Below are 16,857 nucleotides of genomic sequence, written 5' to 3' on the forward strand. Positions count from 1 at the left end.
TAATGGCAACAGGTTTAATTTTTGGCACTTGCTGTGCGCTCTTTTATGGGTGTTTGCATGTTCCAATAAAGGTATAGTTTTAATCATCGCAGTCACCGCTCCGGCGACAGGAAGCACGTCCCGAAGGAGGGTTAGCAACCCAACCAAATGAGTGTGTAAAGGTTCAGGTACGTTCCTTCAGTCGAATAACTCGCCCACCATCAGCCCTCTGGGTCGTTGGGTGCAAGTCCATAAAGTGCTCCCATTTCCGGGTCACGGGCGACAGGAAGCAGGCCGCAGAGGTTAAGTTTTTGTTCGTTCAGCGGGTTTCGGTTGACAGGTCAAACGCCCCGGTTGGACAGGTTTGGGTTTACATTTCCGGGTTGTGACCGACAAATAAGCCAAATAGATTTAGGGATGGATTTTCAGGAAATACTTTTCAATAGCTACGCGCAAGGAGTTAGCAGTTTGGAGACATGCCAGACTTGGTTCACCAAACTGAACCTCGATGAGCAACGGCAAGCATTACGAAAAGCCATTTTCTTGTTAATTCAGGCACATCCCAGCTCAGAATTAATTCAACAGGCTGTAACCAACGCGCCCATTAACCGACCATGACACCTGTGGTGATTATGCTTAAAAACAGTCTAGCTAACGCAGCGACTAAACTAAAGCAATTGCCCGACAGCGAGTTATTCAAGTCGTTTACAGTTGTTTTGTTTGTGTTTGGGCAAGCTGATAGTTATCGTCGTGTTGTTTATTGCAAGGCTGGATGTAGACATGAATGGCACCATTTTGATTACCCAAATTGGGCGTCGGTATAAAGCCAGCTTTTGCGCTTCGCGTGGGGTAGTTTTCCGTCGACAGGATGCTCGCCGGTGAGGAAGGTTTTCAGCCCAACCAAACGGGTGTGTAAAGGTCGAAAGTACGTTTGTTCAGTAAAGTTTTGAGCCCACCATCAACACCCGTTGGCGTTGGGTGAACAGAGGCATAAAGTGTTCGTGTGCTATCGTTCCGGCGACAGGCCGCTCGTCTTAACAGGGTAGCTTTTGGGCTCGTTAGTCAGCTCCGGTCGACACAAGATGCGCCCCGGTTAGTTTAATTGAAAAAGCTAATTTCCACCTTTCCGCCGACAAGCCATCTGCCTCCATAAGGTACACTTTGACAAATTCCAGAGTTAGGTATGCGAGAACAACGCTTCTTTCCTACCTTTATCCAGTATGAAGATTGAAAAATATGCGCTCAAAGCGGAAAGTAGCCTGACCGTCTTCGAGTTCGTGAGCGAAGGTCCAAATGGCCTTATCCGTAAACTTATTCTGTTCCAAGAAACGAATCAGCCCGACGTATATAACCTTGCCTTTGGCGATAAGAATGCAGGTACGGGAGAAATTGATGATTTCGCCATTTCCAACAATGGTGATACCGATAAAGTATTGGCTACCGTCGTTGCTGCTTTATATGCTTTCTTCGACAAGCACCCTGCTGCATTCGTCTATGCTACCGGTAGCACGAAAGCGCGAACCAGATTATACCGAATGGGCATCACTCGGTTCTATGAGGAAATGATGCAGGACTTTGAACTTTATGGTCAGATTGGAGACGAATTCTACGTATTTGAGGTTGGTAAGGAATACACGGGTTTTTTAGCTCAACGAAAATTTGTTTAACTTTAACCATTATGAGAACAGTTCAGGAACTCAATAACAGCAAAGCCCCTATTGTGCGAATTGACCCCTCGCTGGAGCAGTATCGCGACAAAGTGCTCTTTCCAGAGAAATTGGCCAAAGCCAATGAAATGCTGAAAACAGCCAAGCTACCAACTCGGAAGCGAGTAGCTCCTTAAATTCCCCCGTCTCGGTGACAGGAAGCAAGTCCCAAAGGAAAGCGGAGCAGCCCAACCAAACAGGTGTGTAAAGGTGCAAGTGACTCGTGTTCAGGTAAGTAGTCTAATCACCATCAACACCTGTGGTCGTTGGGTGAACCGCCAAAAGCAGTGCTCGTTTATGGGTTTGCGTGCGACAGTAAGCTTGTCCCGTGACAGGGCGGTTTCGGCTCACTGGGCAGCTTCCGTCGACACAAGAAGCGCCCCGTAAGTAGTCAAAAAAGTAAGTTTTTACCTAGCCTGCGACACAGCAACAACGACTTAATTGGGATAGTATAATCAGTTTATGGAAGGACGGTATAGATATTACATGCTACTGTTTAGAATGACTATGCTCATCTTTTTTATATGTCTTTTCTGTAAATTATTAACGTACTTTCCTACGCTCGATTTTTCTTTAGGCGCAGCACTATATATAGGATTTGCCTATTTACTGACAATTTTGGTTAGTAGTTTATTGGCGCGCTCCTTGATAACTGAGCGGTTTAATTTTACTTTATTAGAGCATGGCATTGAAGTCATCGACTTACTCACTAGGCGAAGGAAGATTATTCCTGCTCATTCATTAAAGGGATTCAGCACAGGAACCCTTAAAAGACGATTTGATACCCTCGAACAAGTTGTTTTATATTGTGCTAACGGCGATGTGTATCCAATTGTCGAAAATAATTTTTACAATTTCAAGGCACTCCGAAACGCAATTAAACGGCATGGTAACCTACGGTTTTTGGGCAAGGAGGAGTTGAACTGGACTTTTACACTGGTCTTGAAGGATATGCTGAACAAACAGTATAAGTTCAGATAACAAATCGGATTTGTGCGTTGTGGTTCGCTCGGCGTAGGTAGGCTTCCTGCGACAGGACTCGCGTCCCGTCGGCGGGCCGACAGCCCAACCAAACAGGGGTGTAAAGGTTTAGGCGGTTCGTGTTCAGTGGCGTAACTCGCTCTCCATCAACCCCTGTTGGCGTTGGGTGAACAGAGGCATAAAGTGTTCGTGTGCCAGCGTCTCGGCGACAGGCCACACGTCCCGAAACAGGGCGGTTTTTTACTCGTTGGTCGGCTCCCGTTGACAGGCCAACCACCCCCAATTTGGGCTTTGACAGGTTGGGCAGCTACCTTGCGACAGCGGAAACGCGCTCGTTTTTCGGCTCGGCCAAAGCGGATTCGGTGCGTTTGTTGGGCTTCGCACTTGGTGTACAAGCGGTTGTGTGTGTTGCTCGCTCCGCGTGGGTAGGCTACTTGTGACAGGAAGCGCGTCCCGAAGGAGGCTTGGCAGCCCAACCAAACAGGGGTGTAAAGGTGCAAGTGGTTTGTGTTCAGTAAACTTCCGCCCTCACCATCAACCCCTGTGGGTGGCGGGTGGCGGGAACATAATGGGCGTGTAAGGCGGGTTACCTGCGACAGGGGAGCCGCCCCGACAGACAGCTTTTGGGCTCGTTGGGTAGCTTCCGGTCGACAGGCCAGCCGCCCCAGTGGTTTACTTTGACCGGCGTGGTCGGGTTACGGTCGACAAGCCAACCGCCCACAAGGGTGGTTGGGCAAAGCGGATGAGGTGCGTTGATCAGCTTCGCCCGTCGGTATAGAAATCGGATTGTGCGTTGTTGTCCGCTCCGCGTGGGCGGGCTTCCGGCGACAAGATGCACGTCCCGCAGGAGGGTTTGCAACCCAACCAAACAGGGGTGTAAAGGTTCAAGTGGCTTTTGTTGAGGCAAGTCGTCTAATCCCCATCAACCCCTGTGGTCGTTGGGTGTTCCGGCCAAGCAGAAAAGGCGTGTTTGCCGGGCTCGGTCGACACGAGATACGTAGTGACATGCCGACTTTAGGTCTCGATTTCGGTCTCTCCGGCGACAGAGGGAACGCCCCGGCTGGGTAGGCTTCGGCCCGTTATTCGGTTTTGGTCGACACGAGAAGCGCCCCGACAGGCCATCTTTTGAACTCGTTTGCTACGTAGCGTCGATAGGGCAACCGCCCCGAAGTGAAACGGAGCCTGGGTTGGGTCTGACACGAGCAACGTCCCGGTTGGCAAACTAAAAGCGAATAGGACGTAGCGTTCGACAGGCCAAGCATCTTGACTAGGACGTGTGAAACAACGTAGCGGAAAGGTTTCGCTCGGGCCTGGAAAGCGGATTGTGCGTTTTGCCCGCTCCGCGTGGGGTCGCTTTCGGTCGACAGGGAGCACGTCCCGAAGGAGCGTTGCAGCCCAACCAAACGAGGGTGTAAAGGTGCAAGTAACGTGCTGAAGTGAGCTAATTTGAGCACCATCAGCCCTCGGGGGCGTTGGGTGATCACAACAGCCAATAGCATAGTGGTCGGCTTGTGTGCGACAGGCGATACGGTCTGAGACAGGACGCTTTGGCTCATAGGTCAGCTTCGGTCGACACGAGAATTGCTCCAATTGGACAAGTCAAAAAGTACATTTGCCACGTAGCGTGTGACAAAGGAAACGCCTGTTGAAGGTCGCTTTTAGAAAAAAAATGAATGAAAAAAGGGTTTGGGGAGTCTTGGGAGTAGGATTAAACTACGACACTCAAAGTATTCACCCGGAAGACTTAACAGAAGTGGAGGAAAACAAAAAGCGTCATCCTCATAGGTTTTGGCGTGCGGTCTTTCTATGCGAGAACTACAACGTAGCCAGTAAATATCTCACCATTAAAGATTATTTTGGCGAGTTCAGAGTGCTCAATGAAGCGTTCCACCCGATAGGGGAACAGCCTCTTTTTGACTTTGGCGAATATGTTCGATTAAAGAAGAAGCCGGACAAACTTAGAAAAGTGTTGCAAATCAACACTCACTCTCACTCAAAAATTGATGATTTGGTTTATCATGTTGAAGTTGAGAATGGGGATTACTGGCGCTTTTATTGGTTTTACACACAATTAGAGAAGGTTTAGCTCATTGGGGCGGTTTCTGGCGACAGGATGCTCGCCTGTGAAGATGCTTGGCAGCCCAACCCAATGAGGGTGTAAAGGTTGACGTTACGTTTGTTATCTTGAGTTATTTCATCATCCATCAACCCTCATGGTCGTTGGGTGATGCAACAAGCAGAAAAACAACGTAGTGGTGGGCTTGCGTGCGACAGGGGTCACGGCTCAACAGACGGGCTTTTGAGGCTTCTACTCAAGCGTCGGTCGATAGGCCAAGCTTAAGGACAGGTCAGCGTTTTCTGGAGGGCTAGGTTGCGGGCGACACGAGACACTCGGGCGTTGACAGGCGCGTATCGGTTCGGTCGACACAAGGTACTTTTGCGGTGGGATGGCTCGAAAAGGTGGAAAGCTAACGCGTGGGGTTTCGCGCTAGTCAGTAATAAGTTTCGTAAACATTGAATTATGGCTACAGATAGCTTTAAAAATTTATCACCTACCAGCAGATGGGAAATTGTCAGGAATCATTTTTACCTTACGAAGCCCAATTACCAAGAATTTACGTCTAATCATGCGGAACATATCGAACGACATTTTTCAATTGCAACTGAGTGGGCACCACTGAGAAATTTTTTCTTCGAGAGGTTATGCGCGGCCGAATTTCATTGGTTTTTTGTCCAAGGAATTGATGCTTTAATGAATGGTTTATACGTACCTGCCGTCTCATCCTTATTAAATGGTATTGAGGCAAGCCTAAGAATCACAGTTGACCAAGTCAACAATCCCACTGGCGAGCTTATTGAATTATCACCATATAAAGTGTTAAGTAACAATCTAATAAAGGGAGCAAGAGACATTGGTATGCCAACTAATTGTTTGGCCTTCCCTGAAGAAGAAGAATTCGATCAAAAACTAGAGAGTCAAAAACCTAATAGAATTGATGTTGAGCTAGTTCGGCAAAGAAACAATATATGTCATGGTAATATTTTAGAGTTTGTGAACAGAGATTTGGGTAAGGAAAACTCCTTTTTCACCCCTGTATCTTTAAGACAACTGTCTTTTCAGTTACTCGACATTTCAGGTAGTTGGGCCGAACAGATTGGAGAATATCGAAAGAATAGGAATTTGCTGCATTACGACAGGTAAAATAGACCGTAGTTAAAAAATAGTCATCTCCGCGCGGGTTACTTTCCCGTCGACAGGACGCTCGTCCCGAAGTAGAGTTGGGGCAGCCTAGCCAAACGAGGGTGTAAAGGTGGAAACGGCGTTTGCTTAGTCTATTTGCTCGTTCACCATCAGCCTTCGGGGTCGTTGGGTGCGCTAGACAGATATAAAAAGTTCATATGCCGGATCGCATGTGACAAGGTGCGCGTGCCGACAGGGCAGCTTTTGGGTTCGTTAGTCAGGTTTCAGTTGACACAAGAATCGCCGAGTTGGGCAAGCCAAAAACGGGTTGACAAAGTAGCGTGCGATAGGGCGAATGCCCCACAACAACGCGCAAAAGGCTTCACGCTAAGCGATACTGTTGCCCACTATCAGTAGATTAGGGGTTGCCACTACGTAGCCATCACTTTGTTTCTTGGTCAATACGAAACTGGCCGACTATCATCCTTTTTCAATTCCTCAACAGGACCATGGTAACAAGTGAATAAATGTGTAGATTCAATACATTTGTGTGGAAGTGTCGCTCAAACCAAGAATAACAGATGGAAGTCCTTCAACCTGTACGTAATAAAGTGCCTTTTAAAGTCTCTGCGAGAACTGCGAGGCTTATTGGGCGCGAAAATATTGCGACTTCAAAAGGAGCGATCATTGAGTTGGTCAAAAACGGTTACGATGCCGATAGTGCAGTAAGTATTGTATATTTTGATAACAGGTATTCCAGTCTTTTACAGGAAATAAACCAAGCCCGTTATGATGAGTTGGTTTTAATGGAAGTGCCCGAAGCCCTACTCTTGCAGGTATATGAAAAACGGGAGGAGGATTATTATATCAAATTAGAGCTGAATGATGAGGTACGTTCCGAATTGAGAAAGCACCTCGCTAAACTAGCCACTTTATATATCATTGATTGTGGCGAAGGCATGACCCAGAAGATCATCAGAGATCATTGGATGACGATAGGTACTGATAATAAAGCAAATAATGTTTTTACCAAAAATGGGCGTGTTAAAGCAGGTGCTAAAGGTATTGGACGATTTGCTTTAGATAAACTTGGTAATAAATGTGAAATGACGACCATCTTTAATCCGGACAATCATTTACCGGATGTTGATGAAGAAGATAACCTTACTGGCTTTAGTGGATATCAATGGGTGGTTAATTGGGAAGATTTCGAAGGTGCATTCAAAACTATAGATACGGTTAACGCAGAACTAACAGGTTTGTATTCAACTTCTTTGAAAGAAGAACTCAATGATATCCGTCCCCCTATTGACTTTTCTAAAATCAACGGTGATAAAAGTTTTGATTTTGGGACGATCTTAAAAATATCTGACCTCCGTGAAAACTGGGAAGATTATTTTGTGCAACAAGTCTATTCGGATTTGGAAGTTTTAGTTCCTCCAAAAGAAAGTGGTGGATTTGAAATTTATGTATTTAGCGCAGCTGACCCGAATAAGTATGGGGAAGTTTTAGGTTCAATTTGCGATGATTATGATTACAAGGTACAAGCCACCGCTGATGACAAGCAAAATGTGAAGATTACAGTCTTTCGTAGGGAGTACGATGTAGACCTTATTGATCCCGAACTATTTAACAGGGAGGCAATGAAGGTGTTTCCATATCGAAAAGAGGATTTTGTTAAAGGCGAATGGGTACGTGATACCACTTTCTCTAAGTTAATACCGGGTTTTTCTGCAAAAGACCAAGATAATGTTTTTGCTGACATTGGCTTATTTGATTTCAGTTTTTATTTCTTGAAAAGAACTACCTCTTCGCCGGATGCAAATCGTTTTTTCTATCGTCGCTTTCAATCAAATCAGCGTCGTGATTGGCTGGACAAATTCGGTGGTATAAAACTATTTCGAGATAATTTCAGAGTTCGCCCTTACGGTGAGACCAAGGATGTTGCCTTTGATTGGCTTGGCCTCGGCAACCGAAAATCTGCCAGCCCTGCTGGTATAGCAAAGGAGGAGGGCGGTTATCGAGTCGAGCCTGAAAACGTAGCGGGTGCTGTAAAAATCTCCCGACTTACCAATGTTAACTTTGAAGATAAGTCTAGCCGCGAAGGTCTACAGGAAAACAAAACATTCCAGATATTCAAACAATTACTGGCAGCAGTCATTAATGTTTTTGAAATTGACCGGGCAAATATTGCCCGAGAAATGGCAGCCTATGACAATGTGAAGTTCGGTCCTGAGCGTGACAGAAAGAAAGCAGAGGAACTGGCCAAGCGAATACTAGCAGCCAGCAGAGCAAAAAAAGAACGTGCTGCAAATTCTGGAGCAAATAAACAGCCTACGCCTGCGGGTGGTCCTCAACAACAAGAGCCTGTCGCTGTTGATGCGGAAAAAGAAATATTAGCAGGAGAGATTGAGCGTAAAGAAGAGGAGATCGAAAAACTCAAGGAAGAACAAAAGCTGCTACGTGGTCTAGCAAGTAGTGGGATTGTCTTAGCCTCATTCAGCCACGATTTGAGTAAACTAAATGATGTTTTAAGTTCCCGTGTCGATAAACTCCGAAATCTTTTATTAGAGCGATTGCCAGAACAGGATTTTGAAGGTGTTTCTGATCGCAAAAATCCGTTTGCTCAGTTAGAAAAGTTCAAAAAACAGGATGCAAAAATGCAAAACTGGTTGAACTTCTCTCTTGGCGTAGCACGAAAAGATAAACGAAAGCGAAAACAACTGTTTTTTGTAACATACTTCAATGATCTAAAGAATGATTGGTCGACGGTGTTCAATTACCGGGGTATCCAGATGGATACTACTGCGATCGATAATCTGGAGATGCGAGTTTTTGAAATAGATTTTGATAGCATTTTCAATAATCTGTTAATCAATTCGATCGATGCGTTCAATATTGCAACAGCTAATAGGGCTCGTTTGATTACATTAAAAGCCTTTGAAACTTCAAAAGAAGTTATTGTTGAATATTACGACAACGGGCCGGGGCTATCTCCAGATATTACCCAACCAGAACGGATATTCGAAGAAATGTATACAACGAAGCGAGACGAACACACAGGCGAGGAAACAGGTACTGGCCTTGGGATGTGGTTGGTCAAATCGATAGTTGAAGAAAATGATGGTGGCGTTCGTTTGTTATTTCCGCAAGAAGGGTTTGGTATTAGGATATCATTCCCACTAAAATTCAAGAAGAAGTAGATGTATAAGATACTATTTGTTGATGAGGAAGAGGATGTGTTCGAACATTTTCTTGATTATGTGGAAGCATCACCTCTCAATGCGGAATTTGAAGTTATCACGGAACTCCCGCTTCCAGAATTGGATGAAATGCTCGACTTAGTGGTCAAACACTCTCCTGATGCACTAATCACCGATTTTATGCTTAATGAAGCTAAAGTCGACATTAAGTACAATGTTCCTTACAACGGATCGGCGCTTGTTCAAGCGTTCACAGAGTTAAGACAAGATTTTCCATGCTTTATTCTAACCTCGTTCGACGATCAAGCTATTAATCAAAGCGATGACGTTAATATTGTTTATATTAAAAATATTCTTCATGCTGACTCTGAAAAGCAGACGAAAGCTAGGGCTTCATTTTTGGAACGTGTAAAAAAACAGATTAATCACTATCGGACGCGCATTGAAGAAAAAGAGTCACGTTTGACGGAGTTAATTAAATTGCGTGAAGAAGGGGGTGCAGATATCATAGACGAAAAAGAATTAATCGAATTAGATGATTTTCTAGAAAAAAGTATCGATAAGAAAAGTATAGTCCCTTCAGAGTTTAAACAATTGTCAAATACTCAGCGCTTAAGTCAAGTTTTATCGAAGATGGATGAAATGTTAAATAAAATTAATAGTGGAGATGGCAAATAATTTTAGAAATCACCACCCTAAACGAACTTGCACAAAAACTTACAAAAGTTACCGGTTGTTTAAACTCGATTTGGCAAAAGATTTTCAAAACAGATGTGGCTATACAGATTCTTCTGATTGCTGGTTTGGAGGAGCTGGTAATTTTCATATTGATCATTTTATTCCGTGGAAAAAATATCCTGCGAAACCAAATCTAAAAACAGATTACTCTAACTTGGTATATTGTTGCTCCTATGTCAATATACTTAAATCTAATGACGAAACGGACTATATAGACCCTTGCAATGTTGACTTCAATCTGCACTTCTCAAGAGATGCAACTGGTAATATTGTCGCTAATAAAAATTCCTCTTCTGCTCAATATATGTATAAACAACTGAAACTGTATTTACAACGTTACCAGATCGTTTGGATGCTTGACAATATAAATGATCGCATGGAGAAACTTGAAGCTGCAATAAATGATCCCAAAAACGCACAATTAAAGGCAGACCTACAGGGTATTCACAGTGAATTGGGCGTAGAGCTTCGTTCATATTTAAAGTATTTGAGTGCACATCAGTGAATCGTGGGATAATGAAGAATGTATTCAAGTTTTTGCAGAATAGTAATCTTAAGGATACTCGTGAAGTAAACAAACTTATTGTGTCCGCATTTGTTAAAGCCAACTGTTTGCAGGTTCGTCACAATATGTTTCTTAAAGATCTTCTTATCTCCGATGCAGAAGAAGGACATGAGCAAATGATCAATTTTTTAACAATTATACTTGCTGAAACTGAGAAATTTGATCTTGAAAACCTAGTTCAACTTTTTGAATTCGTTATTTCTCCATCTGAAAAAATTGTTAATGGCGCTGTTTATACGCCAAGAAATATTAGAGAATACATTGTTGAAAATGTTTGGCAGAGAACTCCGGAGGGTGCTGAGCATTTGCTTGCAACTGATCTTTCGTGTGGCTGTGGTGGGTTTTTGTTAACACTTACTCAACAATTTAGGAGGCATTGTAATAAAAGTTTCAGTCAGATTTTCGAAGAGAATATTTTCGGTATTGATATCGCTGACTATAGCATTGAGCGTACTAAAATACTATTAAGTATCTATGCTCTTATTAATGGTGAAGATGCCGAAGTCTTTAACTTTAATTTATTTGTTGCAAATACACTTGCATTTGATTGGCGTGAAGCCTGCCCTACAGTAGCCGAAAAAGGTGGGTTCGATTTGATAGTAGGAAATCCACCATATGTATGCTCACGAAACATGGACCGTGAAACAATGGAGCTTATGTCTCGATGGGAAGTATCACGCACTGGCCATCCTGATCTATACATACCATTTTTTCAAATAGGTTATGAGTGTCTCAATGCTGCTGGACTATTGGGGTTCATCACAGTTAATACTTTTACAAAAAGTATTAACGGAAGAGCATTAAGAGAGTATTTCGCTTTGAACCGGGTTAATCTTACTTTATTAAATTTCGGTGGAGAACAAGTTTTCAAGGACAGAAATACCTACACATGTATTTGTTTCTTTGACAAATTACCTGGTAACATACAGTATAATCGTACTCATAGCTCTCAGCTCGATGAAATAAATTTTTTGCAGGATTTACACATTTATCAATATGAAAATCTTGATAATCATGATGGGTGGAATCTTGTAAATGACGATGATATTGCAAGTTTTATTGACGTAGTTGAACAGACTGGCAGGCCATTCAAAGAACTTTATACGACTAAAAATGGTATAGCAACTCTTAAGAATGATGTTTATAAGTTTACACCCATTAAGTCAGATATTATATATCACTATTTTATAGATAATGATCAGGAAAAAAAGGTTGAAATATCTATTTGTCGTGATATTATAAATTCGAACAAAGTCAAGACACCAGAGGATCTTGCTATTAATACAGAAAAAATTATTTTCCCCTATGATGAACACATAACAATCATACCTGAGGCAGTAATGAGATCCGACTATCCGTTCGCATACAATCATTTATTGTCTAAACGGGAAATACTGCAAAAAAGAGATAAAGGACAACGTGAGTATGAGACATGGTATGCTTATGGCAGAAGGCAATCCATGAATGTTCGTGCATTCAAATTATTCTTCCCACATATCTGTGAAAAACCATCTTTTGTGCTTTGTGAAGATCAGAACATGTTATTTTACAATGGCTTAGCAATAGTATCAGAAAATTTAGAAGATTTAATCTTGATTAAAAAAATATTGGAATCAGAAATATTTTTCAAATACATTCGCAGCACTACTAAAGACTACGCTTCCGGATACATTTCGCTTAGCAGAAATTATCTTAAAAATTTCGGTATATATCAGTTTTCCACTGCCGAAAAACGGAGATTCTTAGAGGCAGAGGACTCCAACGAAGTGTTATATGAACTCTATGGTGTTGAAAACCTTTTAGCAACAACCTAAAGGGCCTAAAGCCTGTAGCGAGCTGAAGGTCAATTGTTTCAACAGCAATGTAGCGAAAGGCTTCATGCTGGGCTTTAATCTGTTGTGTGCGCTCCTCGTGGGCAGGCTTTCGGGGGACAGGGAGCACGTGCCCAGGGAAGGTTTGCAGCCCAACCAAACGAGGGAGTAAAGGTTGGGAGTGGTTCGTGTTCAGTGGATTTGTGTGCTGCACCATCAGCCCTCGCGGGCGTTGGGTGAACCAGCCAAGATGTGCTTCAAAGTCCGGCTTTCGGGCGACAAGTCGCACGGCTCGACAGGCAGGCTTCTTTGCTCGTTAGGCTGTTTCGGTCGACACCAGAATTGCATTAATTAGTTAGGTCTGGGTTTCGAGGTCAGCGTCCTCGCGACAGGACAATCGTCAACCAAGGATCGGAAATATATTCATCTTACAATTGAAAAAGACAAGCACCATGAAAATTGAGGAAAAACTTGAGAAATGGAAGGACGAATCGTTATTTGGAGAAAGAAGTTACGAAAAATTAGCGCATTCACTTTACAAAGGAGAAGCCCTATATCTCATAAAGATGGACGCTGTGTTAACAGTAGAACAGAATACGAAACATATCAAAAAGCATAAGTTGTTCCAAACTCGAGTTCAGGGGCAGATCGATAATGAAACGTTGAATAAAAGCGCCGATGAATATATATGCCAACAAATTTTGACTCAATTAGAAACGGAGTTCTTTAATGAATACAATTCATTTATAGAGGAGGAAGTAGCAAAAATTGCCTCACTTTAAGTTTTAATAATCTTTCGCTCCGCGTGGGGTAGCTTCCCCTCGACAGGACGCTCGTCCCGAGGTACGCTTTGCAGCCCAACCAAATGAGGGTGTAAAAGTTGAGACTCTGTTCGTTGTCTTGAGTGGTTTCCTCATCCATCAACCCTCATGGTCGTTGGGTGAACCGACCAAAATGGGAGTCAAAGGCGGGTTAATTGCGACAGGCTGCACGTCCCAAAGTCAGGCTGTTTGGCTCGTTGGGCGGGTTGCGGTCGACACCATAAACGCCGAAATGAGGCCGCTTTTTGAGTCACCTGCGACAGGGGAAGCGCCCCGAGAAAGAGGCTAAAAACGAGTTAGGCGGGTCGCCTTCGACAGACCAACCGTCTCAACAGGCTAGGCTGAAAAAAAAGGATACGTAGTAGAGGGCTTCGCGCTTTGGCTTTAAGCGGTTAGGTGCGTAGTTGTCCGCTCCGCGCTGTCACCGTTCCGGCGACAGGGAGCACGTCCCGAGGGAAGCGGGACAGCCCAACCAAACAGGGGTGTAAAGGTGGAAGTGACTTGTGTTCAGGGTAGTTTTACCATCATCCATCAGCCCCTGTTGGCGTTGCGTGGCGGGTCCAAAATGAGCTTCCATTTTCGGGTTGTAGGCGACACTGGAAACACCCTAGAGGGTAGACTTTAGGCTTTCATTTCCAGCTCCATATGACAAGCCGCACGTCTTGACAAACAGGCTTTAGGTTTCCATTTCCGGGTTGCGGCTGACAGTGCAAACGCTCCACATAGGAACATAATGAGTACTTTCTGAATCCTGAAGACAAATGATTCGGCTTACTAGGCAGCATAAAGATTCAAATTGAATGGCAAAAGGGTGTTTGATTGTAATAATAGTGGTAATCTCTGTTCCACTATTTATTTGGGTATTATCATTTACAGTGTTCTCTGATGAGCCAGCAACTTCTGAGAAGATGTTAGAAATACTGAATCAAGAATCTAATAATCAGACAGCTATTCCGACGTATATTGAATTGCTTGAAAAAGTGAATAATCATAAAAAAGACGTTATCGAATCTTCTAGAGTAAAAGACACCGCTCAGTGCTTTAATTTCCCATTGGGGCTTCGTTCTACCCAAGACAGAACTCTGCCGAATAAGATATTGATAATTTGTGACAGTATAGCTTCGCGAGTGAATAAGAGTGTTTATTTAACAGTATGCCGTGATAGCTCGGTAACCTTAACAACACATGTAACTGATTATAAGAACTATTTATATGTGAGCCATAAGTTTTACCGTGTCGATTCAACTGAACAATATGGAAAAGTTAATGATGGCAAAGTAATGTCGCTTAAAAATGTCTCCGGCTATTCCAAAGAGAGAACCGTTAAAGGAAGGTATCGCTACGTAGTTGAAGTTCAAGATGCTTTCAATTATATTGACCCCAACAACTTTGCGCCAAACTAAAAACCAAGGTTTCGGGCGACAGGGAGCCCGTCCCGCAGTGAAGCCGAGCAGCCCAACCAAATGAGGGTGTAAAGGTTGGAAGCGGCTCGTGTTTAGTTATCTTACTTCTTCACCCATCAACCCTCATGGGTGTTGGTGGCCTATCCAAAATGAGCGTCAAGGGCGGGTTACCAGCGACAGACCGCACGTCTCATTAGGCAAATTTAGTGTCGAATTTCCGGGTTCTGGCTGACAGTGGAAACGCTTGAGTTGAGCAAGTTAGGTTTAAAAGGCAGGCTACGAGCGACATAAGTAATATCCTTGCAAGACATATGTTAACAATCTGTAATGGGCTATGAGACAGTCAACATTCCTGAGATATACAGTCAAAATGACATCCATATTTGCGGTGGTATTTGCCAGTTTTATTCTATCCAGTACTTGGCAAACATTGGTTGATGCCTTTAATCATCCGCCCATTATTTTGAAAGGCTTAGGCGGAGTAAGATTATCTCTGTTCGTTGTCGAGGTTTCGGTCATCTTGACAAGCTCAATTGTGGTAAGTATAGGTGTATCGTTCGTGTTTTGGATGCTTTCTCAAGAGCAGCTAAAAGCTAAACAAAACTAAAACGCTCCGCGTGGGCAAGTCTCCGTCGACAGGAAGCACGCCCCGAAGGAAAGTTGGCAGCTCAACAAGGGAAAGGGTGTAAAGGTGCAAACGACCGGCGTTCAGATAAATTAAACTTAAACCATCAGCCTTTTCGGGCATTGGATAACGAGAATAGGAAGAACGTGTTTGCGGTCTTCAGTGTGACAATAAGACTTAATAAAGCTTAGTAATTGAAACTTTTTTTGTTACAATAAGTTTCTTAGGCAATAAGCACTGAATTATGAGTGGCAACTTCCTGACGGCTATTCACATTATGACCTATCTGGCCTATCCGGCTAATGCGGGCGCACCCACGGCTCATATAATCTCCTTTGTGAATTATGCCGAAAATGGCGTAATGCGTGTCACCTCCGACGAAATCGCGGGTGTGCTGAAAACAAACCCGGTCATTATCCGACGGCTGCTGGGACAGTTGCGCAGTGCTGGCTTAGTTATCTCACTCCGGGGTAAAACCGGTGGTTACCAGCTCGGTAAAGCAGCCGCCGACATTTCATTGCTCGATGTATTTCTGGCGGTAGAAGGGGATCGGGTCGACTTTTTTGCGCTGGCCCACCGCGATAACAAAGCCGATTGTATTCCTATTGCCAATAGCATTCAACAAACGTTGTATCCCATTTTTGCCCAATCACTCTCCGCCCTTAAACAGGATTTAGGTCAATATTCCATTGCCGAGGTGCTGAATACCTCAATGGCTCGTCTGGCAGTCGGCCATTAACCATAAGCTTTTGTCTCTTAATGTAATAAAAATAGTTTCAATTAAAGTCAGGTCAAATCATGCTAGCAGTACAGTTTTCCGAACATGGCGAAGCCGATGTTCTGCAGTTTGTTGAATTACCAACTCCCGAACCAAAAGCGGGTGAGATTCGGATTAAAGTGGCCGCAGCCGGGGTCAATTATGCCGATGTGCTTCAACGAAAAGGCACTTACCCGTACCCGGTTACGCTGCCGTTTATAACGGGCTATGAAGTCGCGGGTGTTGTGGATTCGGTTGGCGAGGGCGTAACAACATTACAGCCTGGTCAGCGGGTAATGGCCATGATTCCGAATGGGGGCTATGCCGAGTATGCCATTGCTGTTGCCGCTCAGGCCATTCCGTTGCCCGATGGGCTAGGCGATGCCGAGGCCACAGCCTTGCTGGTACAGGGAATGACAGCGGTAGGGCTACTCGATACAGGCCGCTATGAATCGGTACTGATGCTGGCTGCTGCCGGTGGGGTAGGCTCGGTCATGGTGCAGTTGGTAAAACACCAGGGCAAGCGGGTTATTGGGGCTGTCGGTAGTGAGGCTAAAAAGGCACAGGTACAGGAATTGGGTGCCGATGCGGCCGTAAGCTATGCCGATGCGGATTGGGTACAACAGGTGCTCGATGCTACGAATGGTGAGGGCGTATCAGTTGTCTTCGACGCCGTTGGCGGACAAATAGGCGCCGATGCCCTGAAAACGCTGGGCGTGGGCGGAACGGGTGTCATCTTCGGGTCCGCCAGCGGTGAACCAACGATGCTGGCTGGCCAGCAACTCATCGGGAAGGGGCAGTCTGTTCGGGGCTATACGCTCTTTGCCGATGTTGCCAAATTTGGGGAGTATGCCGGTGAATTGTTCGGTGCGTACCAGGCGGGCAAATTAAAGCTTCCTGTAGAGACGTATCCAATTGCTGACGTACAAAAGGCACACCAGGATATGGAATTCCGCCGGACGCAAGGCAAAGTGGCCCTGATTTTTTAATGGAAAAACGAAATTATAGCTTTAACAACGCTCACCCAGTGGGCGTTGTTTTTTTGTAAGTTTACAAATAGCTACCCGAGAGTAGGCCATAGTATCCA

At 44.3% G+C, this 16,857-nt stretch carries 16 protein-coding genes and 1 pseudogene; 14 read left to right on the forward strand and 3 right to left on the reverse strand.

From position 1 onward, the window contains the following. Positions 1-396: 396 nt before the first annotated feature. The 4 genes and pseudogenes from SD10_RS30460 (at position 397) to SD10_RS08515 (ending at position 2,666) form a co-directional block, all read left to right on the forward strand. A pseudogene (locus tag SD10_RS30460) lies at positions 397-803 on the forward strand (DUF5958 family protein). A gap of 396 nt (positions 804-1,199) precedes the next feature. Beyond that, on the forward strand, positions 1,200-1,646 hold the full coding sequence (locus SD10_RS08510) for a DUF6934 family protein (RefSeq protein ID WP_046573417.1): 447 nt from the start codon (positions 1,200-1,202) through the stop codon (positions 1,644-1,646). 11 nt (positions 1,647-1,657) lie between these two features. Beyond that, positions 1,658-1,822 (forward strand): hypothetical protein, encoded by a 165-nt coding sequence (locus SD10_RS29815; RefSeq protein WP_169750811.1) that lies wholly within the window; start codon positions 1,658-1,660, stop codon positions 1,820-1,822. Between the two features lie 370 nt (positions 1,823-2,192). Next, positions 2,193-2,666, forward strand: coding sequence for a hypothetical protein (locus SD10_RS08515; protein WP_148562403.1), 474 nt, complete (start codon positions 2,193-2,195; stop codon positions 2,664-2,666). A 586-nt stretch (positions 2,667-3,252) separates the two neighbouring features. Here the strand turns inward: SD10_RS08515 and SD10_RS29380 are convergent. Continuing rightward, positions 3,253-3,525 carry a hypothetical protein gene (locus tag SD10_RS29380; RefSeq protein ID WP_148562404.1) on the reverse strand — a complete coding sequence of 91 codons (273 nt, stop codon included), beginning with the start codon at positions 3,523-3,525 and terminating at the stop codon, positions 3,253-3,255. A gap of 155 nt (positions 3,526-3,680) precedes the next feature. Next, positions 3,681-3,866, reverse strand: a complete 186-nt coding sequence (locus SD10_RS29385) for a hypothetical protein (RefSeq protein WP_148562405.1) — start codon at positions 3,864-3,866, stop codon at positions 3,681-3,683. Positions 3,867-4,311: 445 nt separating this feature from the next. On the opposite strand from SD10_RS29385, the gene SD10_RS08520 reads away from it, so the two are divergent. The 7 genes from SD10_RS08520 to SD10_RS08550 all read left to right on the forward strand — a co-directional run bounded on the left by SD10_RS08520 (position 4,312) and on the right by SD10_RS08550 (position 12,946). Continuing rightward, on the forward strand, positions 4,312-4,752 hold the full coding sequence (locus SD10_RS08520) for a hypothetical protein (protein ID WP_148562406.1): 441 nt from the start codon (positions 4,312-4,314) through the stop codon (positions 4,750-4,752). Between the two features lie 435 nt (positions 4,753-5,187). Then, the gene (locus SD10_RS08525) at positions 5,188-5,868 is read left to right on the forward strand and encodes a hypothetical protein (RefSeq protein ID WP_227699177.1); all 681 of its coding nucleotides are present in this window, start codon (positions 5,188-5,190) and stop codon (positions 5,866-5,868) included. A 560-nt stretch (positions 5,869-6,428) separates the two neighbouring features. Then, positions 6,429-9,050 (forward strand): ATP-binding protein, encoded by a 2,622-nt coding sequence (locus tag SD10_RS08530; protein ID WP_046573420.1) that lies wholly within the window; start codon positions 6,429-6,431, stop codon positions 9,048-9,050. After that, a complete protein-coding gene (locus SD10_RS08535; RefSeq protein WP_046573421.1) occupies positions 9,051-9,728 on the forward strand; it encodes a response regulator transcription factor in 678 nt (225 codons plus the stop codon). Next, a complete protein-coding gene (locus tag SD10_RS28675) occupies positions 9,718-10,293 on the forward strand; it encodes an HNH endonuclease signature motif containing protein (RefSeq protein WP_052731131.1) in 576 nt (191 codons plus the stop codon). The genes SD10_RS08535 and SD10_RS28675 overlap by 11 nt, the downstream gene beginning before the upstream one ends. Before the next feature lie 80 nt (positions 10,294-10,373). After that, positions 10,374-12,167, forward strand: coding sequence for an HsdM family class I SAM-dependent methyltransferase (locus tag SD10_RS08545; RefSeq protein ID WP_158500552.1), 1,794 nt, complete (start codon positions 10,374-10,376; stop codon positions 12,165-12,167). A 449-nt stretch (positions 12,168-12,616) separates the two neighbouring features. After that, the gene (locus tag SD10_RS08550; RefSeq protein WP_148562407.1) at positions 12,617-12,946 is read left to right on the forward strand and encodes a hypothetical protein; all 330 of its coding nucleotides are present in this window, start codon (positions 12,617-12,619) and stop codon (positions 12,944-12,946) included. A gap of 460 nt (positions 12,947-13,406) precedes the next feature. Here SD10_RS08550 and SD10_RS29630 read toward each other — a convergent pair whose 3' ends face one another. Then, on the reverse strand, positions 13,407-13,562 hold the full coding sequence (locus tag SD10_RS29630; protein WP_158500553.1) for a hypothetical protein: 156 nt from the start codon (positions 13,560-13,562) through the stop codon (positions 13,407-13,409). 223 nt (positions 13,563-13,785) lie between these two features. Between SD10_RS29630 and SD10_RS08555 the strand changes: the two genes are divergently transcribed. From SD10_RS08555 to SD10_RS08570, 3 genes are all read left to right on the forward strand, one after another. Continuing rightward, on the forward strand, positions 13,786-14,388 hold the full coding sequence (locus SD10_RS08555; protein ID WP_046573424.1) for a hypothetical protein: 603 nt from the start codon (positions 13,786-13,788) through the stop codon (positions 14,386-14,388). 869 nt (positions 14,389-15,257) lie between these two features. Beyond that, positions 15,258-15,752 (forward strand): Rrf2 family transcriptional regulator, encoded by a 495-nt coding sequence (locus SD10_RS08565; RefSeq protein ID WP_052731132.1) that lies wholly within the window; start codon positions 15,258-15,260, stop codon positions 15,750-15,752. 59 nt (positions 15,753-15,811) lie between these two features. Further along, on the forward strand, positions 15,812-16,759 hold the full coding sequence (locus SD10_RS08570; RefSeq protein ID WP_046573426.1) for a quinone oxidoreductase family protein: 948 nt from the start codon (positions 15,812-15,814) through the stop codon (positions 16,757-16,759). The last annotated feature ends 98 nt before the right edge of the window (positions 16,760-16,857 follow it).

Origin of the sequence: Spirosoma radiotolerans (assembly GCF_000974425.1) — a bacterium.
In the GTDB taxonomy this organism is placed as follows: domain Bacteria; phylum Bacteroidota; class Bacteroidia; order Cytophagales; family Spirosomataceae; genus Spirosoma; species Spirosoma radiotolerans.

Bases quoted from the DNA above. Each gene is read 5' to 3' on its own strand.
- SD10_RS08510 (WP_046573417.1), top strand. From the start codon at position 1,200: ATGAAGATTGAAAAATATGCGCTCAAAGCGGAAAGTAGCCTGACCGTC.
- SD10_RS29815 (WP_169750811.1), top strand. From the start codon at position 1,658: ATGAGAACAGTTCAGGAACTCAATAACAGCAAAGCCCCTATTGTGCGA.
- SD10_RS08515 (WP_148562403.1), top strand. From the start codon at position 2,193: ATGCTCATCTTTTTTATATGTCTTTTCTGTAAATTATTAACGTACTTT.
- SD10_RS08525 (WP_227699177.1), top strand. From the start codon at position 5,188: ATGGCTACAGATAGCTTTAAAAATTTATCACCTACCAGCAGATGGGAA.
- SD10_RS08530 (WP_046573420.1), top strand. From the start codon at position 6,429: ATGGAAGTCCTTCAACCTGTACGTAATAAAGTGCCTTTTAAAGTCTCT.
- SD10_RS08535 (WP_046573421.1), top strand. From the start codon at position 9,051: ATGTATAAGATACTATTTGTTGATGAGGAAGAGGATGTGTTCGAACAT.
- SD10_RS28675 (WP_052731131.1), top strand. From the start codon at position 9,718: ATGGCAAATAATTTTAGAAATCACCACCCTAAACGAACTTGCACAAAA.
- SD10_RS08550 (WP_148562407.1), top strand. From the start codon at position 12,617: ATGAAAATTGAGGAAAAACTTGAGAAATGGAAGGACGAATCGTTATTT.
- SD10_RS29630 (WP_158500553.1), bottom strand. From the start codon at position 13,562: ATGGAAGCTCATTTTGGACCCGCCACGCAACGCCAACAGGGGCTGATG.
- SD10_RS08555 (WP_046573424.1), top strand. From the start codon at position 13,786: ATGGCAAAAGGGTGTTTGATTGTAATAATAGTGGTAATCTCTGTTCCA.
- SD10_RS08565 (WP_052731132.1), top strand. From the start codon at position 15,258: ATGAGTGGCAACTTCCTGACGGCTATTCACATTATGACCTATCTGGCC.
- SD10_RS08570 (WP_046573426.1), top strand. From the start codon at position 15,812: ATGCTAGCAGTACAGTTTTCCGAACATGGCGAAGCCGATGTTCTGCAG.